This window comes from Streptomyces liliiviolaceus (genome assembly GCF_018070025.1).
In the GTDB taxonomy this organism is placed as follows: Bacteria; Actinomycetota; Actinomycetes; order Streptomycetales; family Streptomycetaceae; genus Streptomyces; species Streptomyces liliiviolaceus.
In genome coordinates this window covers 1,143,618-1,169,341 of record NZ_JAGPYQ010000002.1, presented here as the reverse complement: position 1 = coordinate 1,169,341, position 25,724 = coordinate 1,143,618, and the positions used below count along the sequence as shown (strand labels likewise).

The 25,724-nt window shown below is 69.8% G+C and carries 17 protein-coding genes; 10 read left to right on the top strand and 7 right to left on the bottom strand.

The features are described 5' to 3' along the window. The first annotated feature begins 87 nt into the window (after positions 1-87). The 3 genes from J8N05_RS40525 to J8N05_RS40515 are packed head-to-tail and all read left to right on the top strand — an operon-like array spanning position 88 to position 5,182. Positions 88-1,134 (top strand): ABC transporter permease, encoded by a 1,047-nt coding sequence (locus J8N05_RS40525; protein WP_210892084.1) that lies wholly within the window; start codon positions 88-90, stop codon positions 1,132-1,134. Positions 1,135-1,151: 17 nt separating this feature from the next. Further along, positions 1,152-2,375 (top strand): S-methyl-5-thioribose kinase, encoded by a 1,224-nt coding sequence (mtnK, locus tag J8N05_RS40520; protein WP_210892083.1) that lies wholly within the window; start codon positions 1,152-1,154, stop codon positions 2,373-2,375. A 41-nt stretch (positions 2,376-2,416) separates the two neighbouring features. After that, positions 2,417-5,182, top strand: coding sequence for an NACHT domain-containing protein (locus J8N05_RS40515; protein WP_210892081.1), 2,766 nt, complete (start codon positions 2,417-2,419; stop codon positions 5,180-5,182). Positions 5,183-5,556: 374 nt separating this feature from the next. Here J8N05_RS40515 and J8N05_RS40510 read toward each other — a convergent pair whose 3' ends face one another. The 4 genes from J8N05_RS40510 to J8N05_RS40495 all read right to left on the bottom strand — a co-directional run bounded on the left by J8N05_RS40510 (position 5,557) and on the right by J8N05_RS40495 (position 10,818). Continuing rightward, on the bottom strand, positions 5,557-7,182 hold the full coding sequence (locus tag J8N05_RS40510; protein ID WP_210892079.1) for a glycerol-3-phosphate dehydrogenase/oxidase: 1,626 nt from the start codon (positions 7,180-7,182) through the stop codon (positions 5,557-5,559). Between the two features lie 6 nt (positions 7,183-7,188). Next, positions 7,189-8,736 (bottom strand): glycerol kinase GlpK, encoded by a 1,548-nt coding sequence (gene glpK / locus J8N05_RS40505; RefSeq protein WP_210892077.1) that lies wholly within the window; start codon positions 8,734-8,736, stop codon positions 7,189-7,191. A 143-nt stretch (positions 8,737-8,879) separates the two neighbouring features. Next, positions 8,880-9,668, bottom strand: coding sequence for an MIP/aquaporin family protein (locus J8N05_RS40500; protein ID WP_210892074.1), 789 nt, complete (start codon positions 9,666-9,668; stop codon positions 8,880-8,882). Between the two features lie 382 nt (positions 9,669-10,050). Further along, entirely contained in the window at positions 10,051-10,818 is a 768-nt protein-coding gene (locus tag J8N05_RS40495; RefSeq protein ID WP_107021212.1) for an IclR family transcriptional regulator, read from the bottom strand. A 271-nt stretch (positions 10,819-11,089) separates the two neighbouring features. Here J8N05_RS40495 and metH point away from each other — a divergent pair, with 271 nt between their 5' ends. The 3 genes from metH to J8N05_RS40480 all read left to right on the top strand — a co-directional run bounded on the left by metH (position 11,090) and on the right by J8N05_RS40480 (position 17,659). After that, complete coding sequence (metH, locus tag J8N05_RS40490) at positions 11,090-14,617, top strand: methionine synthase (protein WP_210892072.1); 3,528 nt, start codon at positions 11,090-11,092, stop codon at positions 14,615-14,617. A 301-nt stretch (positions 14,618-14,918) separates the two neighbouring features. Further along, positions 14,919-15,620, top strand: coding sequence for an HAD-IA family hydrolase (locus tag J8N05_RS40485; protein ID WP_210892071.1), 702 nt, complete (start codon positions 14,919-14,921; stop codon positions 15,618-15,620). Between the two features lie 434 nt (positions 15,621-16,054). Next, on the top strand, positions 16,055-17,659 hold the full coding sequence (locus J8N05_RS40480; protein ID WP_210892070.1) for an ABC transporter substrate-binding protein: 1,605 nt from the start codon (positions 16,055-16,057) through the stop codon (positions 17,657-17,659). Positions 17,660-17,776: 117 nt separating this feature from the next. Here J8N05_RS40480 and J8N05_RS40475 read toward each other — a convergent pair whose 3' ends face one another. Together J8N05_RS40475 and J8N05_RS40470 are read right to left on the bottom strand one after the other, a co-directional pair. Next, entirely contained in the window at positions 17,777-18,448 is a 672-nt protein-coding gene (locus J8N05_RS40475) for a response regulator (RefSeq protein ID WP_107019862.1), read from the bottom strand. 84 nt (positions 18,449-18,532) lie between these two features. After that, entirely contained in the window at positions 18,533-19,558 is a 1,026-nt protein-coding gene (locus tag J8N05_RS40470) for a RecB family exonuclease (RefSeq protein WP_210892069.1), read from the bottom strand. A 182-nt stretch (positions 19,559-19,740) separates the two neighbouring features. Between J8N05_RS40470 and J8N05_RS40465 the strand changes: the two genes are divergently transcribed. The 3 genes from J8N05_RS40465 to J8N05_RS40455 all read left to right on the top strand — a co-directional run bounded on the left by J8N05_RS40465 (position 19,741) and on the right by J8N05_RS40455 (position 23,117). Continuing rightward, on the top strand, positions 19,741-21,297 hold the full coding sequence (locus J8N05_RS40465) for a site-2 protease family protein (RefSeq protein WP_210892068.1): 1,557 nt from the start codon (positions 19,741-19,743) through the stop codon (positions 21,295-21,297). Positions 21,298-21,446: 149 nt separating this feature from the next. Next, entirely contained in the window at positions 21,447-22,352 is a 906-nt protein-coding gene (locus J8N05_RS40460) for a tRNA (adenine-N1)-methyltransferase (RefSeq protein ID WP_189779311.1), read from the top strand. Positions 22,353-22,541: 189 nt separating this feature from the next. Continuing rightward, complete coding sequence (locus J8N05_RS40455) at positions 22,542-23,117, top strand: hypothetical protein (protein WP_210892067.1); 576 nt, start codon at positions 22,542-22,544, stop codon at positions 23,115-23,117. A 92-nt stretch (positions 23,118-23,209) separates the two neighbouring features. Here J8N05_RS40455 and J8N05_RS40450 read toward each other — a convergent pair whose 3' ends face one another. Further along, on the bottom strand, positions 23,210-23,515 hold the full coding sequence (locus J8N05_RS40450; protein ID WP_189779315.1) for a ferredoxin: 306 nt from the start codon (positions 23,513-23,515) through the stop codon (positions 23,210-23,212). Positions 23,516-23,766: 251 nt separating this feature from the next. On the opposite strand from J8N05_RS40450, the gene arc reads away from it, so the two are divergent. Next, positions 23,767-25,533, top strand: a complete 1,767-nt coding sequence (gene arc / locus J8N05_RS40445; protein WP_210892066.1) for a proteasome ATPase — start codon at positions 23,767-23,769, stop codon at positions 25,531-25,533. Positions 25,534-25,724 lie beyond the last annotated feature (191 nt).

Genomic DNA, 25,724 nt, shown 5'->3' with positions numbered 1-25,724 from the left:
CCGGAACCACCGGAACCACCGGAACCACCGGAACCACTGGCAACACCGGCAATACCGGGAACTCGGAAAAAAACGGGGAAGTACGACATGACCACCACCCAGAGCACCGAGGTGCCGACCAAGGCGGCCCTCCCGCCCGCGACCTCCCCGGCCCTGCGGGTCCAGAGCGCCGTCATCAAGTACGGCTTCATCTTCGTCACCGTCACGCTCTTCGCGTACTTCGCGCTCAGCGAGCCGTCCTTCCGCGACTCCGCGACACTCCTGGACACCCTCCGGTACGTGTCCGTCGCCGCGATCCTCGGCCTGGGCGTCACCCTCACCATGGCGGTGGGCGGCATCGACATGTCCGTCGGCGCGGTCGCGGGGCTCGGCGTGACGGTCGCCGCCAAGACGATGGTCTCGTACAACCAGGTCGGTCTCGTGGCGATCCTCGCCGTGATCGCGGCGGGCGCGCTGGCCGGGCTGCTCAACGCCCTGCTGATCGTGGTCCTCAAGATCCCCGACATGCTGGCGACGCTCGGCACCATGTTCGTGATCCAGGGCACCAAACTCGTCCTGGTCGACGGCCAGTCCATCACCCCCGGCATGACCCAGGCGGACGGCTCCACCGCGCCGGGGAAGTTCACCGAGGGCTTTCTGCGCATCGACCGCGGCACGGTCCTCGGCATCCCCGTCTCGGTGCTGATCTTCGGCGCGCTCACGATCGTGGCCTGGGTGTTCCTCGCCCGCACCCGCTGGGGCCGTGTCCTGTACGCGATCGGCGCGAACCCGGAGGCCTCCCGGCTGGCCGGCATCCGCGTCGGCGCCTACCGGGCCCTGGCGTACGTCCTGTCCGGCGTCCTCGCCTCGATCGGCGGCCTCATCCTGGCCTCCCGTATAGGCCAGGGAGACGTCTCGGCCGGTACCTCCCAGCTCCTGGAGGCGGTGGCGGTCGCCCTGGTCGGCACCTCCGTGCTCGGCCGGGGCCGCCCGAACGTCTGGGGCACCGCACTGGGCGCCGTCCTGATCGGCATCATCACGACCGGCCTGACCATCAAGGGCCTGCCGTACTACACGCAGGACGTCGTCGAGGGCGCGGTCCTCATCCTCGCCCTGATCTTCAGCTTCACCCTGTCCAAGCGCCGCACCGCATAAGGGAGTTCACCGTTCACATGGGCTACCGCATCCTGGAGACCGAGGACGTGCCCGCGTACCTGCGCGAGCGCGGCCACTGGGACGACCTGGCCGACATCCACGTCCGCGAGGTCTCCGACGGCAACATGAACCGCGTGTTCCTCGCCTCGAACGGCGCCGGCACCCGCGGCCTCGCCGTCAAGCAGGCCCTGCCCTGGGTCCGGGTCGCGGGCCCCTCCTGGCCGATGAGCCCCGAACGCGCCGACGCCGAGGCCCGCGCCTACGAGCAGGTCGCCAGGGTCGCCCCGGACAAGATCCCGGCGATCCACGGCTACGACCCCGGCCACTACGCCCTCGTCATGGAGGACATGTCCGACCTGGAGGTCCTGCGCACGGTCCTCAACGAGGGCGCCCCCTACGGCCCGGACACCTCACGCAGGATCGGCGAGTTCGTCGCCCAACTCACCTTCGCCACCAGCGACTTCGGCATGCCGTCCGCCGAGCGCAAGGCCCTGATCGCCGCCTCAGTCAGCCCCGAGCTGTGCAGGATCACCGAGGACGTCGTCCTCTCCGAGCCCTACATCGAGCACGAGCACAACCACTGGCATCCCGAACTCGACGACCTGGCCGCCGAGTTCCGGGCCGACACCCGGCTGCGCACCGAGGTCGCCGACCTCCGCCACACCTTCATGACGTCCGCGCAGGCCCTGCTCCACGGCGATCTGCACACCGGCAGCGTCATGGTCGGCGAACGCGACGGCACTCCCGTGATCCGGGTCTTCGACCCCGAGTTCTCCTTCGTCGGCCCGATCGGCTACGACCTCGGCCTGTACTGGGCCAACGTCCTCGTCGCCACGGCCCGGGCGCGGGCCCTCGGCGCGGTCACCGACCACGCGGTCCAACTCCGCCTCTCCTGGGAGGGGTTCGAGTCCGAGTTCCGCCGCCTGTGGCCGACCCGCGTCGACACCTTCTTCGACGACGCCTACCTCGACCGCTTCCTGCGCCGCGTGTGGACCGACGCGGTCGGCTTCGCGGGCACCGAGATCGTGCGCCGGATCATCGGCTTCGCCCACCTCACCGACCTGACGACCCTGCCGGACCCGGTCCCCGCCTCCCGCGCCACACTGCGGCTCGGACGGCAACTCATCCTCCGCAGGGCGGAGCTGCACAGCCCCGAGGACATCGAGAAGATCGAGAAGATCGAAGGCGTCACGGACGGCATCGCAGGTGTGAACGAGCCAACAGGTGTGCCGATGCTGTGAGTTCGGGTGACGGGCGGCATGCGCACGGTGACAATCTGCTCATGGAAACGCTACGGGGCGGACGGGACGGGTGGAGACCACCGTCCGAGGTGCGCAACATCGTGCGCGACAGCACGATCGAGTACCTCGTCCAGGCCGGCTGGATCCAGGGCGACCTCGTCGTCAACCTGCCGCCACCGCGCGAGCCCGTCGACACCGCGGCCGAGGAACTCGCCCGGTCCGTACGCGCCCAGTGGTCGGCCGAGGTGGCCGCCTGGGAACTCGGCGACATCGAGGGCCCGCTCGCCGTACGGTGGCTCGCCCGCTGGGGAGCCCCGGCCCCCACCGAGCCCTCGGCACCGGCCCCGGACGCCACCGCGCCACGGCCCGCGCGCAGCGACCGGCTCGGCGGCATCGCGGACACCCTGCTCGCCCTGGACGCACGGCGCCTCCTCGTGCTCGGCGGCCCCGGCTCCGGCAAGTCGACCCTGCTCGCCATGACCGTCGTCCTGCTCGCCGCACGCCATCTGGGCGATGTGACCCGTCGCCTGCCCGGTGACCGGGGCGTACCCGTCCCGCTGCTCCTCTCCCTGGAGTCGTGGGACGCGGAGAGCGTGGGGCTGCGCGACTGGCTGGTCGCCCGGCTCGCCGAGGACCACCCCGGACTGCCCCGAGTGGCCGGCGCGCATCCCGCCCGCCGTCTCGTACGCGACGGCCGCGTCCTGCCCGTACTCGACGGCCTCGACGAACTGCCCGACCACCGCAGGGCCGCCGTGGTCCGTGAACTGAACGCCGCACCGAGGGAGTTGGGGTTCGTCCTGGCCTCCCGGACCCAGGAGTACCGGACACTCGACGTGAGGGTCGTGGGCGCCTCGGACATCGAGGCCCTGCCGGTGGGCCCGCGCGACGCCGCGGTCCATCTCCTGCGCACGGCCGACCGGGCACGGCACGAACAGTGGGGCCCGGTCCTCGACGAACTCGCCGACCACCCCGAAGGGCCCCTCGGCCAGGCACTCTCCACCCCGTTGATGATCTGGCTCGCCCGGCGCGCCCACCGGCCGGTCCACACCGACCCGGGCCGCCTCGCCGACCGCGCCCGGCTGCCCACCCGGGAGGCCGTCGAGAACCATCTGATGGACACGGTGATCCCGGCCGCCTTCGCACCCCGTGCCCACGACAGTGAGCGGCTGCACGCGCCGGGCGGGTGGAACGCCGCCCGCGCCCGGGGCTGGCTCGCGTTCCTCGCCCGAGAGCTGGAACGCCACCGCACCGGCGAGTTCGCCTGGTGGCGGCTGAACCGGGCCAGGGCGGCACGGCTGCTCGCGATACCGACCCTGGTCGCCCTGTGCGTCGTACTCGCCGAGTCGATGATGGCCGTGATGACGCGCGTGGAGGACACGTACAGCGACTCGCCCCAGCTGAACATCGACCTGTTCGACCGCAACTACCTGTTCGGGGCCGCCGTCATGGCCACCGGCATCCAGCTGACCACGCTCCAGTGGTACGGCGACCGCTTCTGGGAACCGCGCCGCAGGGCCAACCCCCTCAAGGCCGGTGCCGCGCTGCGCTCCGCGACCCGGGCGGCCTCCGTGCGCCGCGCCCTGACCTCGCTCGCCATCCTCGTGGTGCCCGGCGCGTTCTTCCTGCTCACGGCCCAGGGCATGTACCACAGCGAGGCGTTCACGGCTCAGGCCGTCCTCGGCTTCATCCTGCCCGCGCTCGTGATGCTCGTGATCGCCGCGCCCGCCGACACGGTCGACGCGGCGACCCCGGACGAACTCCTGGCGGGCGAGCGCCGCGCGGGCCTGCTCACCCTCGGTGTGGTCGCGCCGCTGATCGGCCTGGGCACCGGGGCGCACAGTCTGCTGACCGGGCACGGCACGGTCGACTTCTGGGTCGCCTTCGCCAAGGGCGTGACGGGCGCGGTGATCGTCCTGGTCGCGGTCAGCCCCTGGTGCCTGTGGGTGGTCTCCAAGGCGTGGCTGGCCGTGCTCGGCCGGGTGCCCTGGTCGCTCATGGAGTTCCTGCGGGACGCGTACGGCGGGGGACTGCTCCAGCGGTACGGCGGCACGTACCGGTTCCGGCATCTGAGACTGCAGGAACATCTGGCGGGACGCCCGGCAGCCGTGCTCCCCGCGGACCCGCTCCCGGCCGCCTCCACCGGGGCAGGACCGCGGCAGCCGTTCACGGTGACCGGCCCCCAGCCGCACCGGCCGCCCCGACCGGAGCAGCGGACGGCGCATCCCGCCGTGCCGTCGCCCCGGCTGTCCGGGCTCCTCGACCATCCGCCGCCGCTGCACGAACTGCCGGGCTACACCGTCGTGTCCAACGACCACGAGTACGTCGTCGACGCCCGTGACCGGCGGTTGCCGCTGGGCCACTGGCCGCTGTGCGGTCTGTTCATGGTGCTCGCGGCGGTGCGCATGGCCGCGACCGGCAACTGGGACAACGCGATGGGCTGGACCAGCGTGCTGTTCTGGCCCGGCTTCGCGCTGTCCGTCAACGTGTTCGCGCTGCTGCTGCCGAAGATGCGTCTGACCCTGCGGATCGACCACTGGGGGATCACCGTGTCGAAGGGGCGGCATCGTGCGGCGTACGCGTGGCAGGACGTGCTCGCCGTCCGCGTCCGGCAGGTGTACGTCCGTGGGCGCAACCAGCGGGTGTACGGGCCGCATGTGCGGTTGCGGCCGGGGGCGGCGGAGCCGTCGCGGTTGTTCCGGGGGCGGGACGGGTGGTTTCTCGTGATGGCGCTGCATGTGCGTGAGGCCATGCCGCCGGATCTCGCCGACGCGCTCGCCCGCTTGTCCGGCGGCCGCTGGCAGCCCTGAGCGTCCCGCTGCGGGCGAGTGGGGGCCGCTCGCGCAGTTCCCCGCGCCCCTGAGGGGCTTCGCCCCCGAAAGGCGAAAAGATTGCGCCGTTCCCCGCGCCCCTGAACGTGCGGGCCCGGTGGGGGCCGTTCGCGCAGTTCCCCGCGCCCCTCGGGGAGGGGCTGCGCCCCGTCCCACCTAGGGGCGCGGGGAACGGCGCAATCTTTTGTCTTTGTGCTTTTAGGGGCGCGGGGAACTGCGCAATCTTTTGGCTTTGAGCCGCACCGGGAACGCGGCGCCGGCCCCGCTCCTTCAGGGGCGCGGGGAACTGCGCGACCAGCCACGACGGGGCCGCACCGTTCCAACCGCGGCCCGGTGGGGGCGGGCCCCCGGGACTACTTGTTGTCGAGCAAGTTCTGCACCTTGCCCCGTATCTCGTCGTCCGCCAGACCGCGGATCGTCAGAGTCGTCCGGCGGCGCAGGACGTCGTCCGCCGTCTGGGCCCACTCGTTGTCGCGGGCGTACACGACCTGCGCCCAGATCTCGGGCGCGTCCTCGTGCACACGCTGCGCCAGCTCCGGGTTGTCCGCGGCCAGCCGCGCGATGTCGAAGGCCAGCGAACCGTAGTGCGTCGCCAGGTGCCTGGCGGTGTCGGCGCCCATCCGCGGACCGGGCGCGGGGGAGTCGACCAGCAGCCGGTGCGCGACCGCGCGCGGGTTGGCGACACCGGGCAGCGGCAGCTTCTTCGGCAGCGCGGAGACCGGCTCGAAGTCCTCGCCGAGCGGCCGGCCCGGCAGCGACTCAAGCTGCTTCATGACGGTCCGGCCGATGTGCCGGAAGGTCGTCCACTTGCCGCCCGCGACGGACAGCATGCCGCCCCGGCCCTCGGTGACGACCGTCTCCCGCTTGGCCTTCGACGTGTCGCCGGGGCCGCCGGGCAGGACGCGCAGCCCCGCGAAGGAGTACGTGATCAGGTCGCGGGTCAGCTGCTTGTCGCGGATCGAGAACGCGGCCTCGTCCAGGATCTGTGAGATGTCCTTCTCGGTGACCGAGACGTCCGCCGGGTCGCCCTCGTACTCCTCGTCGGTCGTGCCGAGCAGCAGCATGTCCTCCCAGGGGAGGGCGAAGGTGATGCGGTACTTGTCGATCGGCGTGGCCAGCGCGGCCTTCCAGGGGGAGGTGCGCTTGAGGACCAGGTGCGCGCCCTTGGAGAGGCGGATGGACGGCGCCGCGTTCTCGTCCTCCATCTTGCGCAGGTGGTCCACCCACGGCCCGGTCGCGTTCAGCACCAGACGCGCCGACACACCGAACTCGTCACCGGAGAGCGTGTCCTTCAGCTCGGCGCCGGTCACCCGGCCCCGGGTGAAGCGCAGGCCGGTGACGGCGGCGTGGTTGAGCACGGTGGCACCCGACTCGACGGCCGCGCGGACCGTCATCAGCGCCATCCGGGAGTCGTTCATCTGGTCGTCGCCGTACACGGCCACGGCCTTCAGGTTGTCCGTGCGCAGCTCGGGAACGTCCTGCGCGGCCTTCGACGGCGAGAGCAGATGCCCGACGCCGTCACCGAAGGCCGACAGCGCCGAGTACGCGAAGACACCCGCGCCCAGCTTCGCCGCGCCGTGCGGCCCGCCCTTGTACACGGGGAGGTAGAACGTGAGCGGGTTCGCCAGGTGGGGGGCCACCTGACGGGAGACCGCACGGCGCTCGAAGTGGTTCTCCGCCACCAGCTTCACGGCGCCGGTCTGCAGATAGCGCAGACCGCCGTGGAGCAGCTTGGAGGAGGCGGAGGAGGTCGCGCCGGCGAAGTCGCCGGCGTCGACCAGGGCCACCCGCAGACCCGACTGCGCGGCATGCCAGGCGGTGGAGATGCCCAGGATTCCGCCACCGATCACCAGGAGGTCGTATGTCGACCTGGACAGCTGCTCCCGGGTCTCGGCGCGGCCCACCGTCTTCGCGTGGAACGCGGCGGAGCCGTCGGCCGGGTGCGTCCCAAGAGCCGGGACACTCTGCAGGGTGGTCATTGCGAATTACTCCTCGTCAGCATCGTCTTCGAGCCAGCCCATGGTCCGCTCGACGGCCTTGAGCCAGCTCTTGTACTCACGGTCACGGGTCTCCGCGGCCATGTTCGGGGTCCATTCCGCGGCCCGCCGCCAGTTGGCGCGCAGGTCCTCGGTGTTCGTCCAGAAGCCGACGGCGAGACCGGCGGCATAGGCGGCGCCGAGGCAGGTGGTCTCGGCGACCATCGGGCGCACCACGGGGGCGTCCAGGACGTCGGCCAGGGTCTGCATCAGCAGGTTGTTGGAGGTCATGCCGCCGTCGACCTTGAGGGCCGTCAGCTCGACGCCGGAGTCCTTCGTCATGGCGTCGCTGATCTCACGGGTCTGCCAGGCGGTGGCCTCCAGGACGGCGCGCGCGATGTGCGCCTTGGTGACGTACCGGGTCAGGCCGGTGATCACACCGCGGGCGTCGGGACGCCAGTACGGGGCGAACAGACCGGAGAAGGCCGGTACGAAGTACGCGCCGCCGTTGTCCTCGACCGACAGCGCGAGCGTCTCGATCTCGGCGGCGGACTTGATGAGGCCCATCTGGTCGCGCATCCACTGGACGAGCGAGCCGGTGACGGCGATGGACCCCTCAAGGGCGTAGACCGGCTTCTGGTCGCCGATCTGGTAGCCGACGGTGGTCAGCAGGCCGCTGTAGGAGTTGATGAGCTTGTCACCGGTGTTCATCAGCATGAACGTGCCGGTGCCGTACGTGGACTTGGCCTCGCCCTCGGCGAAACAGGTCTGGCCGAACAGGGCCGCCTGCTGGTCGCCGAGCGCGGAGGCGACCGGGATGCCGCCGAGCAGGTCGCCCAGCTTGCCGCCGGTGACCTCGCCGTACACCTCGGCGGAGGAGCGGATCTCGGGCAGCATGGTCAGCGGGACGCCGATGGACTCGGCGATCTTCTCGTCCCACTGCATGGTGTGCAGGTTCATCAGCATGGTGCGGGAGGCGTTGGTGACGTCGGTGACGTGCCGGCCGCCGTTCGCACCACCCGTCAGGTTCCAGATGACCCAGCTGTCCATGGTGCCGAAGAGGATGTCGCCGGCCTCGGCGCGCTCGCGCAGGCCCTCGACGTTGTCGAGCAGCCAGCGGGCCTTGGGACCGGCGAAGTACGAGGCGAGCGGCAGGCCGGTCTCGCGGCGGAAGCGGTCCTGGCCGACGTTGCGGCCGAGCTCCTTGCAGAGCGCGTCGGTGCGGGTGTCCTGCCAGACGAGGGCGTTGTGGACGGGCTCACCGGTGTTCTTGTCCCACAGCAGCGTCGTCTCGCGCTGGTTGGTGATGCCGATGGCCTTGATGTCGTCGCGGGTGATGCCGGCCTTCTCGACGGCGCCGGCGACGACCTCCTGGACGTTGGTCCAGATCTCGGCGGCGTTGTGCTCGACCCAGCCCGGCTTCGGGAAGATCTGCTCGTGCTCCTTCTGGTCGACGGAGACGATCCGGCCGTCCCGGTCGAAGACGATGCAGCGGCTGGACGTGGTGCCCTGGTCGATGGCGGCGATGAAGGGGCCGGCGGTGTGCGCGTCGGTCACGGTGTGCTCCTGAAAGTCCGTGGGTTCCGTGGGTGAGGGGCTGGCTTACGGCGTATTGCTTCCGGCTCCGGCCGACGGCCGTCCCGTACCGGACGGACGTCGGCGCCGAGCGGACGTACGGCTCCAAGCAAAGCTGTAAAGCTCTAGGCGAATGCCACGTTGTAGATACCGGCGGCGATCGCTCCGCCGATCAGCGGTCCCACCACCGGGACCCAGGCGTAGCTCCAGTCCGACCCGCCCTTGTTGGGCAGCGGCAGCAGGGCGTGCACGATACGCGGGCCGAGGTCGCGGACCGGGTTGATCGCGTACCCCGTCGGGCCACCGAGCGACAGACCGATGCTGACGACCACGAAGGCGGTGATCAGCGCGCCCAGGGTGCCCAGACCCTTGCCGCTGTCGTTGAGCCCCTGGGTGAGGACGGCGAGCACCAGCACGATCGTGCCGATGACCTCTGTGGCGACGTTCTGCCAGGCGACCCGGACCTCCGGGCCGGTGGAGAAGACGCCGAGCACCGGGCCCGCCTTGGCCTCCCGCGCCTCCACGGACTTGACGTCCTGCGCGCCGGGGCCGCCCACGATCTCGCGGTCGGTGAGGTGCGCCAGGAACTGTCCGTAGTACGCGACCCACACGAGCAGCGCGCCGATCATGGCGCCGAGGAGCTGGCCCGACCAGTAGGTCAGGAGGTTGCTCCAGTCGTCGTCCTTGATCGCGATGCCGAGGGTGACGGCCGGGTTCAGATGGGCACCGGAGAGGGGCGCCGAGATGTACACGGCGGTCATCACAGCGAAACCCCACCCGAAGGTGATGGCGAGCCACCCGGCGTTGCGTGCCTTGGAGGCCTTCAGCGTGACGGCGGCGCACACGCCACCGCCGAGCAGGATGAGTATGGCGGTACCTATGGTCTCGCCGATGAAGATGTCGGAGCTGGACACCCGCGACTCCTTTGTCCTTCGTCCAGGGGAAGGCGAACCCCGGGTCCCTCCGGTGGTTCGCGACCTCAGGTGAGGTCGTTGCCGGCCCTTGGCCTTGTCACACTCTAACGCGTATTGCCGGTAGGTGTTCGACAATGCCGACCGATGGACGGGAGTCTTGCTCTGCCAATACCACCTCGTCAAGGCCTCTGTTATCGAAAACACGATCGTTATTGATTGCTGTGAGCCATTCGTCACGGGAACGGCCGCACACCGCGTGCGAGCAGGAACGTTCCGTGGCCGGCAGGGCACGAAGAAGGCCGGTACGTCGTCGACGTACCGGCCTTCTTCCCACGATCGGGCCCCCGGACTCGGCCGGGCCCGTACGGGCTGCCGCGCGGGCTCAGAACCGCCCGGCGCCCAGGTCCCTCGACACCGAGCGGGCGCAGTCGCGGACGGCCGCGATCAGCTCGGGCCGCAGCCCGCCGTCCTTGTCGCAGACCCGCTCCACCGCCCCCGTGACGCCCACCGCGCCGACGGGCATCCGCCGCTGGTTGTGGATCGGCGCCGCCACCGAGGCCACGCCCGTCCAGGTCTCCTCGACGTCGGCCGCGTACCCGCGCGCGCGGGTCAGGTCCAGGACGTGCTCGAACGCCTCCGGCGCGCTGACCGTACGCGCCGTGAACTCCTCGCGCTCGGCCTCCAGCGCCTCGCTGTGCGCCACCGGGTCGTACGCCGACAGGACCTTGCCCAGCGCCGTGGAGTGCAGGGGCTGCATGGCCCCCACCTCCAGCACCTGCCGGCTGTCGTCCGGCCTGAACACGTGGTGCACGATCAGCACGCCCTGCTGGTGCAGCACCCCCAGATAGACGCTCTCGCCGCTGGAGCGGGCCAGGTCGTCGGTCCACACCAGGGCCCGCGCCCGCAGCTCGTGCACATCGAGATAGGTCGTCCCCAGACGCAGCAGCTCCGCGCCCAGCTGGTAGCGCCCGGAGGGCCCGTCCTGCTCGACGAAACCCTCCTGCTGCAGTGTGCGCAGGATCCCGTGAGCCGTGCCCTTCGCCAGGCCCAGCGACGAGGCGATGTCCGACAGGCCGAGCCGTCGCTCCCCGCCCGCGAGCAGCCGCAGCATCGCGGCCGCCCGTTCGAGCGACTGGATGTTCCGTGCCATCGCCGTCGTGCCCTCCGTCCCCTTGGACCATCGGTCGCCGCTTCGCTGCCACCGTTCGGCAATGTCGAACATTACCGCTCGCCGCCGACCTCCCGCTAACGGGTGGCCGTGACTGGTTGCGAACGCATCCAACCCGACACCGGCAACGGATCGCGCGTCCGCCCCGTGGACGCGCCCGCCCCTCCGGTGCCGCCGCGGGCTACCCTGACGGCGTGCGCCTTCCACAAGAAGCGCAAAGCCGACAGCCGTCGCACCCCAGGGAGCATCTTCCATGGCCTCGTTGCCGAACCCGTCCCTTCCGTCCGAGTCGGCCTACAGCCGGGCTCGAACCGACGCCCTCCGCGAGGCGCTCGCCACCCGCGTGGTGGTCGCCGACGGCGCGATGGGCACCATGCTCCAGGCACAGGACCCGACCCTTGAGGACTTCGAGAACCTTGAGGGCTGCAACGAGATCCTGAACCTCACCCGCCCCGACATCGTGCGCTCCGTCCACGAGGAATATTTCTCCGTGGGCGTCGACTGCGTCGAGACCAACACCTTCGGCGCCAACCACGCGGCCCTCGCCGAGTACGACATCGCCGAACGCGTCCACGAACTCTCCGAGGCCGGCGCCCGCATCGCCCGCCAGGTCGCCGACGAGTTCACCGCCTCCACCGGACAGCAGCGCTGGGTCCTCGGTTCCATGGGCCCCGGCACCAAACTGCCGACCCTCGGCCACGCCCCGTACACCCTGCTGCGCGACGCCTACCAGCAGAACGCCGAAGGCATGATCGCCGGCGGCGCCGACGCGCTGCTCGTGGAGACCACCCAGGACCTGCTGCAGACCAAGGCGTCCGTGCTGGGCGCCCGCCGGGCCCTGGACACCCTCGGCGTGGACCTGCCGCTGATCGTCTCCGTGACCGTCGAGACCACCGGCACCATGCTCCTCGGCTCGGAGATCGGCGCCGCGCTCACCGCCCTCGAACCGCTCGGCATCGACATGATCGGCCTCAACTGCGCCACCGGGCCCGCCGAGATGAGCGAGCACCTGCGCTATCTGGCCCGCCACTCCCGCATCCCGCTGTCCTGCATGCCCAACGCCGGCCTCCCGGTCCTCGGCAAGAACGGCGCCCACTACCCGCTGACCGCCCCCGAACTCGCCGACGCCCAGGAAACCTTCGTCACCGAGTACGGCCTCTCCCTGATCGGCGGCTGCTGCGGCACGACCCCCGAGCACCTGCGCCAGGTCGTCGAGCGAGTACGGGACCTGACACCTGCCCCGCGCAGCCCGCGCCCCGAGCCCGGCGCCGCCTCGCTCTACCAGACCGTGCCCTTCCGCCAGGACACCTCGTACATGGCGATCGGCGAGCGCACCAACGCCAACGGCTCCAAGAAGTTCCGCGAGGCCATGCTGGAGGCCCGCTGGGACGACTGCGTCGAGATCGCCCGCGACCAGATCCGCGAGGGCGCCCACATGCTCGACCTGTGCGTCGACTACGTGGGCCGCGACGGCGTCGCCGACATGCAGGAACTGGCCGGCCGCTTCGCCACCGCCTCCACCCTGCCGATCGTCCTGGACTCCACCGAGGTCGACGTCATCCGCGCCGGCCTGGAGAAGCTCGGCGGGCGCGCGGTCATCAACTCCGTCAACTACGAGGACGGCGACGGCCCCGACTCGCGCTTCGCGAAGGTCACCCGGCTCGCACAGGAACACGGCGCCGCGCTCATCGCCCTCACCATCGACGAAGAGGGCCAGGCGCGCACCCCCGAGCACAAGGTCGCGATCGCCGAACGGCTCATCGCCGACCTCACCGGCAACTGGGGCATCCACGAGTCGGACATCCTCATCGACACCCTGACCTTCACCATCTGCACCGGCCAGGAGGAGTCCCGGGGCGACGGCATCGCCACCATCGAGGCCATCCGGCGGCTCAAGCAGAGCCACCCCGACGTCCAGACCACCCTCGGTCTGTCGAACATCTCCTTCGGCCTCAACCCGGCCGCGCGCGTCCTGCTCAACTCGGTCTTCCTCGACGAGTGCGTCAAGGCCGGCCTCGACTCGGCGATCGTGCACGCCTCGAAGATCCTGCCGATCGCCCGCTTCACCGAGGAGGAGGTCACCACCGCACTCGACCTCATCCACGACCGCCGCCGCGAGGGCTACGACCCGCTGCAGAAGCTGATGGCCCTCTTCGAGGGCGCCACCACCAAGTCCCTCAAGGCCGGCCGCGCCGAGGAACTGGCCGCGCTGCCCCTGAACGAGCGGCTCAAGCGGCGCATCATCGACGGCGAGAAGAACGGCCTCGAACAGGACCTCGACGACGCCCTCCTGGAGCGCCCCGCGCTCGACATCGTCAACGAGACCCTCCTCGACGGGATGAAGGTCGTCGGCGAACTGTTCGGTTCCGGCCAGATGCAGCTGCCGTTCGTGCTCCAGTCCGCCGAGGTCATGAAGACCGCGGTGGCCCATCTGGAGCCGCACATGGAGAAGACCGACGACGACGGCAAGGGCACCATCGTGCTCGCCACCGTGCGCGGAGACGTCCACGACATCGGCAAGAACCTCGTCGACATCATCCTGTCCAACAACGGCTACACCGTCGTCAACCTCGGCATCAAGCAGCCCGTCTCCGCGATCCTGGAGGCCGCCCAGGAACACCGCGCCGACGTCATCGGCATGTCGGGGCTCCTGGTCAAGTCCACGGTGATCATGAAGGAGAACCTGGAGGAGCTCAACCAGCGCAAGCTGGCCGCCGACTACCCCGTCATCCTCGGCGGCGCCGCCCTCACCCGCGCCTACGTCGAGCAGGACCTCCACGAGATCTACGAGGGCGAGGTCCGCTACGCCCGCGACGCGTTCGAGGGCCTGCGCCTGATGGACGCGCTCATCGCGGTCAAGCGCGGCGTGCCCGGCGCCACCCTGCCGGAACTGAAGCAGCGCCGGGTACGGGCCACGGCCCAGACGGTCGTCGAGGAACGCCCGGAGGAGGGCGCGGCCCGCTCCGACGTGGCCGTCGACAACCCGGTCCCGACCCCGCCCTTCTGGGGCACGCGCGTCATCAAGGGCATCCAGCTCAAGGAGTACGCGTCCTGGCTCGACGAGGGCGCCCTGTTCAAGGGCCAGTGGGGCCTCAAGCAGGCCCGCACGGGCGACGGACCCACCTACGAGGAACTGGTGGAGACGGAGGGTCGGCCGCGGCTGCGCGGTCTCCTGGACCAGCTGCAGACCGGCAACCTCCTCGAAGCGGCGGTCGTATACGGCTACTTCCCGTGCGTCTCCAAGGACGACGACCTGATCCTCCTGGACGACCAGGGCAACGAACGCACCCGCTTCACCTTCCCGCGCCAGCGCCGTGGCCGACGGCTGTGCCTGGCCGACTTCTTCCGCCCGGAGGAGTCCGGTGAGACGGACGTCGTCGGCCTCCAGGTCGTCACCGTCGGCTCTCGGATCGGCGAGGAGACGGCGAAGCTCTTCGAGGCGAACTCCTACCGCGACTACCTCGAACTGCACGGCCTGTCCGTCCAGCTGGCCGAGGCGCTGGCCGAGTACTGGCACGCGCGCGTGCGCTCCGAACTCGGCTTCGCGGGCGACGACCCCACCGAGATGGAGGACATGTTCGCGCTCAAGTACCGCGGCGCCCGCTTCTCCCTCGGCTACGGCGCCTGCCCCGACCTGGAGGACCGCGCGAAGATCGCCCGCCTCCTGGAGCCGGAGCGCATCGGCGTCCACCTGTCGGAGGAGTTCCAGCTCCACCCGGAACAGTCCACGGACGCGATCGTGATCCACCATCCCGAAGCGAAGTACTTCAACGCCCGTTGAACCGGGTGCGTGGACGGGTGCGGGCCCGGTGGGGGCGGACCGCGCAGTTCCCCGCGCCCCTCGGGGAGGGGCTGCGCCCCGTCCCACCCAGGGGCGCGGGGAACGGCGCAGTCTTTTAAGGGGCGCGGGGAACTGCGCGAGCAACCACGACGCACGGTCAGCCGACCAAGCACCCCCGCACCCCCAGCCCCGCGATACCAAGAGGCGCCGGCGCCGGCGCCGACGTACACTGGTCGGTCCAGTGCAGGCCGGTTCCCCGGGAGGGAACCGGCCTTCTCGTCCCTTAAACGGAGGTGCGCCTATGACCAGTACGGTCCCCCCACCCGGCACCCGGACAGCCGAAAGCTCCACCCTCCAGGCAGTTCTCCTGGACATGGACGGAACCCTCGTCGACACGGAGGGCTTCTGGTGGGACGCCGAGGTCGAGGTGTTCGCCCAGCTCGGCCACCGGCTGGACGACGCCTGGCGCCACGTGGTGGTCGGCGGCCCCATGACCCGCAGCGCCGGCTTCCTCATCGAGGCCACCGGCGCCACGATCACCCTCTCCGAACTCACCGTGCTGCTGAACGACGGGTTCGAGAACCGCATCGCCCGGACCCTCCCGCTGATGCCCGGCGCCGCGAGACTCCTGGCAGAGCTGGCCGCGCACGGCATCCCCACCGCGCTGGTCTCCGCCTCGCACCGCCGCATCATCGACCGCGTACTGCTCTCGCTCGGCGCGCAGAACTTCACCCTGACCATCGCGGGCGACGAGGTGGAGCGCACCAAGCCGTTCCCCGACCCGTATCTGATCGCGGCCGCCGGACTGGGCGCGGATCCGGCCAGGTGCGCGGTCATCGAGGACACCGCGACGGGCGTGGCCGCCGCCGAGGCGGCGGGCTGCCAGGTCGTGGCCGTACCGTCCGTGGCGCCGATCGCCCCGGCTGCCGGAAGGACCGTCGTACGGTCCCTCGAACAGGTCGACCTGCCTTTTCTCCGGGGCCTGATGACGGAAAAGCGCTAATCGTTCACCCACGGTGCACGAGTGAATGCGGAAAAACTGCGTGGTCACTACACCGGACTAATTCGATCACCCGTCGCGCGCCTCGGATGGCCGAATTCCGGTGCTCTCGCACACAGTTGAAGGTGTGACGTTCGCCACTGCGGAGGGGGTCGACAAGGGGCTCCCGGTGTGTCTGACAGGCCTCCGCGGTGGCCATGGGCGTGCCCTTGTGTCCTGATTCGTGGAAACCTGTACGAATCCTTCCGCTGTCGGTTTTTCGGTGCGTCCACAGCCGGTCTCGCAGCGTGATGGGAACTCAACTCCGGTACCTGCGAACCGTCCTGCCGGTCCCGACTAATCTCATCGCGAGAACATCGCCGTAACCCCCGTGTACCCGACCGCAACACCCCGGCATGCCGGGCCCGCGGGATCGACAGCTCTGGAGAACTTCGAGCATGAACCGTAAGCCTTTGGTGCTGCCGGCCGCGATCGGTCTGCTCGCCTCTGTCCTCGCCGCGTGCGGCGGTTCCGACAGTGGAGGCGACGGCGGCGACGCAATCGTCGTCGGTACCACCGACCGGTTCACCGCCTCGAAGGAGGCACCGGCCCCGTTCGACCCGGCCTACGCGTACGACGTCGGCGCCTGGAACGTGCTGCGCCAGACGGTCCAGACCCTGATGGCCATGCCCAACGGCGGCGGCGACCCCACTCCGGAGGCCGCCGAGGAGTGCGGATTCACCGACTCCGGCAACGAGCGGTACGCCTGCACGCTGCGCAAGGACCTCAAGTTCTCCAACGGTGACCCCGTCACCGCCGAGGACGTGAAGTTCTCCATCGACCGCGCGCTGCAGATCAAGGCCGACACGGGCGTCTTCGCCCTCCTGTCGACCGTCGACGCCGTCGAGACCAAGGGCGACCGCGAGGTGATCTTCCACCTCAACAGCGCCGACGCCACCTTCCCGTTCAAGCTGTCCACGCCGGTCGCGGGCATCCTGAACCCCAAGGACTACGCCAAGAACAAGCTGCGGGACGGCTTCGACGTCAGCGGCTCCGGCCCGTACAGCCTCAAGGCCGAGACCAAGGGCGACGACGTCACCAAGGTCGTCTTCACCAAGAACCCGTATTACCAGGGGATCTCGGACGTCAAGAACGACAAGGTCGAGCTGCGGTCCTTCGAGGACACGGACTCCATGGGCGCCGCGATCGACAAGGGCGACATCGACATGATGACCCGCACCATGTCGCCCGAGCAGATCAAGAAGCTGCAGAACGCCAAGGACAGCAAGATCGATGTGATCGAGCAGCCCGGCCTTGAGATCCGCTACATCGGCTTCGACGTCGAGAAGCCGTCCCTGAAGGAGAAGGCGGTCCGCCAGGCGATCGCCCACATCGTCAACCGCGGCGAACTGACCTCCAAGGTGTACGGCACCGGCGCCGACCCGCTGTACTCCATGGTCCCGGCCACCGTCACCGGCCACGCCAACTCGTTCTTCAACGAGTACGGCGAGCCCGACGTCACCAAGGCCAAGAACCTCCTCACCGCGGCGAACGTCACCACACCGGTGAAGTTCACGATGAACTACACGACGGACCACTACGGCTCCGCCACCAAGGCCGAGTTCGAGACGCTGCAGAAGCAGCTCAACGACACGGGCCTGTTCGACGTGGACATCAAGGGCGAGAAGTGGGAGACCTACCGCCCCAAGCAGCGCGAGGGCAAGTTCGCGGTCTACGGCATGGGCTGGTTCCCCGACTTCCCGGACGCGGAGACCTTCCTGACGCCGTTCCTGGACAAGGACAACACCATCGCGTCGCCGTACGTGAACAAGCGCATCCGGGAGAACCTGATCCCGGAGTCCCGCCGCGAGGCCGACCGCCTCAGCGCCTCGAAGAGCATCGAGGAGATCCAGAGCATCGTCGCCGACGACGTCCCGCTCCTGCCCCTGTGGCAGGGCAAGCAGTACGTCGCCGTACGGGACGACATCACCGGCGCCGAGTACGCGCTCAACTCGTCGGCCACGCTGCAGCTGTGGGAGCTGGGCCGCGGAGTCGGCAGCTGACCCCGACGCACCCGGCGAAAGCCAACTGAAAGGGCCGCCCCGTTCACTCGAACGGGGCGGCCCTTTCAGCTGCCGTGAACTGCCGTGGCCTTCAGCCGCCATGGCCCTCGCACGCCGTCACTGCGCCCCGGGACGCACCAGACCGCTCTCGTACGCGTACACCGCGGCCTGCACCCGGTCCCGCAGCCCCAGCTTGGTCAGCACATGGCCCACATGCGTCTTGACCGTGGTCTCGCTGACGAACAGATCGGCGGCGATCTCCGCGTTCGACAACCCGCGGGCCACCAGCTTCAACACCTCGACCTCACGCTCGGTCAGTGTGTGCAGGGTGTCCGGCACCGGCTCGTCGCCCGAAGGCAGATGACCCGCGTACTTGTCGAGCAGCCGGCGGGTGATACTCGGCGCCAGCATCGCCTCGCCCGCCGCCACCACCCGGATCGCCTGCACCAACTCGTTGGCCGGGGCGTCCTTCAGCAGGAAACCGCTGGCGCCGGCGCGCAGCGCCTCCACCACGTACTCGTCGAGATCGAAGGTCGTCAGCACCAGCACCTTCGCCGGACCGTCCCGGCCCGGACCGGTGATCTGCCGGGTCGCCTCGACCCCGTCCATCCTCGGCATACGGATGTCCATCAGAACCACATCGGGCTGCAGGGCACGAACCTGATCGATCGCCTGGAGACCGTCACCGGCCTCGCCGACGACCGCGATGTCCTGCTCCGCCTCCAGAATCATCCGGAAGCCGGTGCGCAGCAGCGGCTGGTCGTCGACCAGTAGGACGCGGATGGCCACGTAAGTCTCCTTCGCTCGTCCGGCCCCATTCTGCCCTGCGGCGGTCACCCGCCATGCCCGCGGGGCACGCCGACAGCCCCGCGCTCAGGCGCCGTCGGACCCGGGCGCCCGCACCGGCAGCGGATACGGCGGGGGAGTACCACCGAATTCCGGACACACCGCCCGGTGATCGCACCAGCCGCACAGCTTCGTGGGCCGCGGACGCCAGTCACCCGTCTCCGTGGCCAGCCGGATCGCCTCCCACAACGAGTGCAACTTCCGCTCCACACGCTCCAGATCGGCCGGCACCGGGTCGTACGTCAGCACGTCGCCGCTGCCCAGATAGACCAGCTGGAGACGGCGCGGAACGACCTGTTTCAGCCGCCACACCACCAGGGCGTAGAACTTCATCTGGAACAGGGCCCCCTCCGCGTACTCCGGACGCGGAGCCTTGCCCGTCTTGTAGTCGACGATCCGCACCTCACCCGAGGGCGCCACGTCCACCCGGTCGATGATGCCCCGCAGCTTCAGACCCGAGTCCAGCTGCGCCTCCACGAACAGCTCGCGCTCCGCCGGCTCCAGACGGGTCGGATCCTCCAGCGTGAACCACCGCTCGACCAGCCGCTCCGCCTCACCGAGCCAGCGCGTCAGCTGCTCGCCGGCCGTCTGCTCGTCGGAGTCCGCGAACAACTCCGCCAGCTCGGGCTTCGCCTCCCGCAGCCGGTCCCACTGCCCCGGGATCAGCGACTTCGCGCGCGGCGCCGTCCGCTCGGTGGCCGGGGCGTCGAAGAGCCGCTCCAGCACCGCGTGCACCAGCGTCCCGCGGGTCGCCGCCTCACTCGGCTTCTCGGGCAGCTTGTCGATCACCCGGAAGCGGTACAGCAAAGGACACTGCATGAAGTCCCCGGCCCGCGAGGGGGACAACGAGGTCGGAGCCGCCGGCTCCCGGACCCGACCGGCGGACCCGCCCGCCCCGGCAGTGGCGTCCGCGGGCCGGGGCACCACGGCTCCGGCCGGTCCGGCAGGGGAGTCCGCGGGCGGCGCGGCCACGACGTCGGACGGCTGGACCGCATCGCCCGCCGGTACGGCTTCGGAGCCGTCCCGCGCGACGCCGTCGGTGCTGGTTTCCATGACGACAGACCTTACGGCTCGCCACTGACACCGCGACACACGGTGACCTGCGCGCCGTACGCCCGCCCGGGAAACGGAGGGGGTGCCGGGGCCGAACACGCCGCGACGGCCGCATACCATCGACCACAAGACCTCTCGCGTGCATGATCGCGAGCGGGACACGCGTCGAACGAGGGGACATCGTGGACGAGAGCGGCGGGAGCGGGCAGCCGCGTTCCGGCACCGACGAGGCGGACGAGCACCGCACGGGTCGGCCGCGACCCGGTGACCCGGCGACCACGACGGCCCGGCCGCCCTCCGACCAGCAGCCGCACGACCCCGGCACCCCGGCCGCACCGGAGGAGACGACCGGCCCGCCCCACCCCGAACCGACCGACGACCAGGGCGGCGAGGAGCGGACCCCCGCACCGCCCACCGGCACGAGCCACCCCGCCCCGGCCCCCGCGGACACACCCACCGACGACCACGCGACCGAACAGCCGCACACCACCGCACAGCCCCACACCGCCCACAGGTCCGAGGCCCACACCCCTGCGCCGCCCGGCGGCAAGAAGAGCGGCAAGGGCCCCGCCCCCAAGCGGCCCAAAGAACCAGGCGGCGGCATCCTCATGGGACGCCCCTTCGGCGTACCCGTGTACGTCGCCCCCAGCTGGTTCCTCGTCGCCGCACTCATCACCTGGGTCTTCGGCGGCCAGCTCGACCGCGTCCTGCCCGAGCTGGGCATGGCCCGCTACCTCGTCTCCCTGTTCTTCGCGGTCGCCTTCTACGCCTCCGTCCTCGTCCACGAACTGGCCCACACGGTCGCCGCCCTGCGCTTCAAACTGCCCGTACGCCGCATCCAGCTCCAGTTCTTCGGCGGCGTCTCCGAGATCGAGAAGGAATCCGAGACACCCGGACGCGAGTTCGTCCTCGCCTTCGTCGGCCCCCTGCTCTCCCTCGTCCTCGGCGGCGTCTTCTACCTCGCCCTCCAGACCGTCGAACCCGGCACCGTCCCCGGCGTCCTGCTCGGCGGCCTGATGATCTCCAACCTGATCGTCGCCGCGTTCAACCTGCTCCCCGGCCTGCCCCTCGACGGCGGCCGCATGCTCCGCGCCGTCGTCTGGAAGATCACCGGCAAACCCATGAGCGGCACCATCGCCGCCGCCTGGGTCGGCCGCGCCCTCGCGATCTCCGTACTCATCGGACTGCCCCTGCTCACCCACTCAGGCGGCCTCGGCACCGACGCCCAGGACATCGGCGGCATGGACACCGTCATGGACGCCCTCCTCGCCGCGATCCTCGCCGGCATCATCTGGACCGGCGCCGGAAACAGCCTCCGCGTGGCCCGCCTGCGCGAACACCTGCCCGAGCTGAGAGCCCGCGCCCTCACCCGGCGCGCGGTCCCCGTCGAGACCCACACCCCCCTCTCCGAAGCACTGCGCCGCGCCAACGAAGCCGGCGCACGCGCCCTGGTCGTCGTCGACGCCGACGGCGACCCCCTCTCCCTCGTCCGCGAAGCCGCCATCGTCGGCGTACCCGAACACCGCCGCCCCTGGGTCGCCGTCAGCGGACTCGCCCAGGACCTCACCGACGGCATGCGCGTCTCCGCCGAACTCGCCGGCGAAGACCTCCTCGAAGTCCTGCGCGCCACCCCGGCCACCGAATACCTCGTGGTCGAGGACTCCGGAGAGATCTACGGAGTCCTCTCGGCGGCGGACGTGGAGAAGGCCTTCGTGAAGGCCATGGCCCGCCCCAGCTGAGCGCCCGGCCCGGAGCTCCCTGTCAGGGCGCCCCGAAAGGGGCGCGGGGAACTGCGCGCTCAGCCCCGAAGTACCCGCAGCGAGCCACGCTCCCGAGCACCCCCGGACAGTGGTCGGACCCCGCCCCGGAGGCGGGTAGGCTGACGCACATGTCCGAACCGACCGGTGCCGCCCGCCGACGCGGGCCCTTCAAGGTCGGGGACCAGGTACAGCTGACCGACCCCAAGGGCCGCCACTACACGTTCACGCTCGAAGCAGGGAAGAACTTCCACACCCACAAGGGTTCCTTCCCGCACGACGAGCTGATCGGCGCACCCGAGGGCAGCGTTGTCCGCACCACGGGGAACGTCGCCTATCTGGCACTGCGCCCCCTGCTCCCCGACTACGTCCTGTCCATGCCCCGCGGCGCCGCCGTGGTCTACCCCAAGGACGCGGGGCAGATCCTGTCCTTCGCCGACATCTTCCCCGGCGCACGCGTCGTGGAAGCCGGCGTGGGCTCCGGCTCGCTCAGCACCTTCCTGCTCCGCGCCGTCGGCGACCAGGGCATGCTCCACTCGTACGAGCGCCGCGAGGACTTCGCCGAGATCGCCCAGCAGAACGTGGAGCGCTACTTCGGCGGCCCCCACCCCGCCTGGCAGCTCACCGTCGGCGACCTCCAGGACAACCTCTCCGACACCGAGGTCGACCGCGTCGTCCTCGACATGCTCGCCCCCTGGGAATGCCTGGAAGCCGTCTCCAAGGCACTCGTCCCCGGCGGCATCGTCTGCTGCTACGTGGCCACCACCACCCAGCTCGCCCGGACCGTCGAGTCCATCCGCGAGATCGGCTGCTTCAACGAGCCGAGCGCCTGGGAGTCCATGGTCCGCAACTGGCACATCGAGGGCCTGGCGGTCCGCCCCGACCACCGCATGATCGGCCACACCGGCTTCCTGCTCACCGCCCGCCGCCTCGCGGACGGCGTCGAGCCGCCCATGCGCCGCCGCCGCCCCTCCAAGGGCGCCTACGGTGACGACTACACCGGACCGAACGCCGACGGCGGAGCCCCCGGCCGCTGAGACGGCCCCGTGCCGCACACAACGCGCGAACACCGTGGCCGAGTTCCCGAGGACCCCTCGGAACTCGGCCACAGCGCATTTCCCTTGACGTTCCGCCAGTACCGTCCACCCCACCGTTCCCTCGTGGTGTGACGTGTGGCACCATTCTGGCCACCCCACCGGCACAGCCCTCACAGGAGACACTTCCTAGTGCAGCACTCCGCCGTCCCGGAACTGGCCCACACCCACACCCGCCCGATCCACTGGGTCGCCACGGCGGCAGCGCTCGCCGCGGTCGTCGCGGCCTCCGGCTTCCTCCAGCCCGACAAAGCCACCGCCGCCCAGCACGGCATCGAGGCCAAGGGCGCCCCGGCGGCCGCCACGCCCCCCGACCCCGCCCACGCCGACTACCCCCTCGACTGCGGCCCCGCGAAGATCCTCGTCCAGAAGAAGGCCTCGGGCGACCTCGACGGAGACGGCACCCCCGAAACGGTCGCCGTCGTCCGCTGCGACGCGGGATCCGGCACCCCGCCCAGCGGCGTCTACGTCCTCACCAAGTCCGAGGACACCCCGAAGGCCAGAGTCGTCGCCACCCTCGTCGACCCCAAGGACCGACTCTCCGTCAAGGACTTCGCCCTCCGCGACGCCACCGTCACCGCGACCCTGCTCGGCTACTCCTCGCCCGACGTACCCAGTTGCTGCCCCGACATCGACGAGGGCGCCAAGTGGCAGTGGAAGAACGGCGCCTTCGTACGCTCGACAGCGCCCACGGCCCGCAGTATGTGAGACCCGGGCCCGCGGCGTGCGAGCCCGCACATGTGAGAAGAAAGACAACCAGGAGGAACCGGGCACCCGCATCACACGAGGTGCCCGCACACTCACTCCGCGTCGGGACCGTAGACCTCGACACTGTCCGACACACGACGTACATGGATGCAGTCGCCCGGACACTCCTTCGCGGAGTCGGCGACATCACGCAGAAGCGTCAGCGGTACGGGCGTTGTCGCACCCGGGGTCTGCAGAAGCTCGTCACCCGGGCTCTTCACATAGGCCAACCCGTCGATGTCCAGTTCGAACACCTCCGGCGCGTACTGGGCACAGATCCCGTCGCCGGTGCACAGGTCCTGATCGATCCAGACCTCAAGCGCCTCGCCGTCGACTCCGGCCTCCTGCTGCACGGTCATTTCTCCTGCCGTTTCCTGCGCAGAGCGGCTTGAAGACGGGGAATCGCGCCAGCTCTGACGGGTGTTGAACACTTCGACCCTACCTCCGTCCGCTTCCCAATCATGTTGGGTGGGTATTCCACTGGCGTGAGGGAGAGCGCAAGGGTGAAGATCGGACACACCCCGACAGTCTTTTGATCTAGGGGTTTCAATCGACACCCACCCAGGTAGGGTCTGGAAGCGTCCAGCTCCCCTTGGAGGAGGTGAGGACCGTGGCAGCCCACGACGACGACATGAACCGCGGCATCCGCCCGGGACGAGGGTCCGACGACCCGTCCGGGCAGATTGCCTACCTTGAGCAGGAGATCGCCGTCCTGCGACGCAAGCTCGCCGACTCTCCGCGACACACGAGGATTCTCGAAGAGCGGATCGTCGAGCTGCAGACCAACCTGGCCGGCGTGTCCGCGCAGAACGAGCGGCTGGCCAACACCCTCCGAGAGGCCCGCGACCAGATCGTGGCACTCAAGGAGGAAGTCGACCGGCTCGCACAGCCGCCGGCCGGCTTCGGAGTCTTCCTCGCAGCGAACGAGGACGGCACCGCCGACATCTTCACCGGAGGCCGCAAACTCCGCGTGAACGTCAGCCCCAGCGTCGAACTCGAAGAGCTCCGACGCGGCCAGGAACTGATGCTCAACGAAGCTCTCAACGTGGTCGAGGCCATGGAATACGAGAGCGTCGGCGACATCGTCACCCTCAAGGAGATCCTTGAGGACGGCGAGCGCGCCCTCGTACAGGGCCACACCGACGAGGAACGGGTGGTACGGCTCGCCGAACCACTCCTGGACGTCATCATCCGTCCCGGCGACGCCCTCCTCCTCGAACCCCGCTCCGGCTACGTCTACGAGGTCGTGCCCAAGAGCGAGGTCGAAGAACTCGTCCTCGAAGAGGTCCCCGACATCGGCTACGAGCAGATCGGCGGTCTGGGCGGCCAGATCGAAATGATCCGCGACGCCGTCGAGCTCCCCTACCTCTACCCCGACCTGTTCAAGGAGCACGAACTGCGCCCGCCCAAGGGCGTACTCCTCTACGGGCCCCCCGGATGCGGCAAGACACTCATCGCCAAGGCCGTCGCCAACTCACTGGCCAAAAAGGTCGCCGAAGTCACCGGCCAGGCCACCGGCAAGAGCTTTTTCCTCAACATCAAGGGCCCCGAACTCCTCAACAAGTACGTCGGCGAGACCGAGCGGCAGATCCGCCTCGTCTTCCAGCGCGCCCGTGAGAAGGCCAGCGAAGGAACCCCCGTCATCGTCTTCTTCGACGAGATGGAATCCCTCTTCCGCACCCGCGGATCAGGCGTCAGCTCGGACGTGGAGAACACCATCGTCCCCCAGCTGCTCGCCGAGATCGACGGCGTGGAAGGCCTGCAGAACGTCGTGGTCATCGGCGCCTCCAACCGCGAGGACATGATCGACCCCGCCATCCTGCGCCCCGGCCGCCTCGACGTGAAGATCAAGATCGAGCGTCCGGACGCCGAAGCGGCCAAGGACATCTTCGCCAAGTACCTCACCGAACGCCTCCCGCTGCACCCCGACGACGTCGGCGAGCACGGAGGCAGCAAGAGCACCACCGTCCAGAGCATGATCCAGACCGCCGTCGAGCACATGTACACCGAATCCGAGGAAAACCGCTTCCTCGAAGTCACGTACGCCAACGGCGACAAGGAAGTCCTCTACTTCAAGGACTTCAACTCCGGCGCCATGATCGAGAACATCGTCGGCCGCGCCAAGAAGATGGCGATCAAGGACTTCCTGGAACACACCCAGAAGGGCCTGCGGGTCTCCCACCTGCTCCAGGCCTGCGTGGACGAGTTCAAGGAGAACGAGGACCTGCCGAACACCACCAACCCGGACGACTGGGCCCGCATCTCCGGAAAGAAGGGTGAACGGATCGTCTACATCCGGACACTCATCACCGGAAAGCAGGGCGCGGACACCGGACGCTCCATCGACACGGTGGCGAACACCGGTCAGTACCTGTAAAAGACAGGGTGGCTGCGGGTGCCCTCACCGGGCACCCGCAGCCAACTGTTTTCCAGGGCACAGCTGGAGCTGAGCAATGACGCAAATGATCTCCCCACCAGCGCAAAGGCGCTCTAGGCTCTTCGGTACCGCCGAGTCGCGCAGTGCGGGGACGGGCACCGCACACGCACCGGAGCGCCAGCGGTACTTGA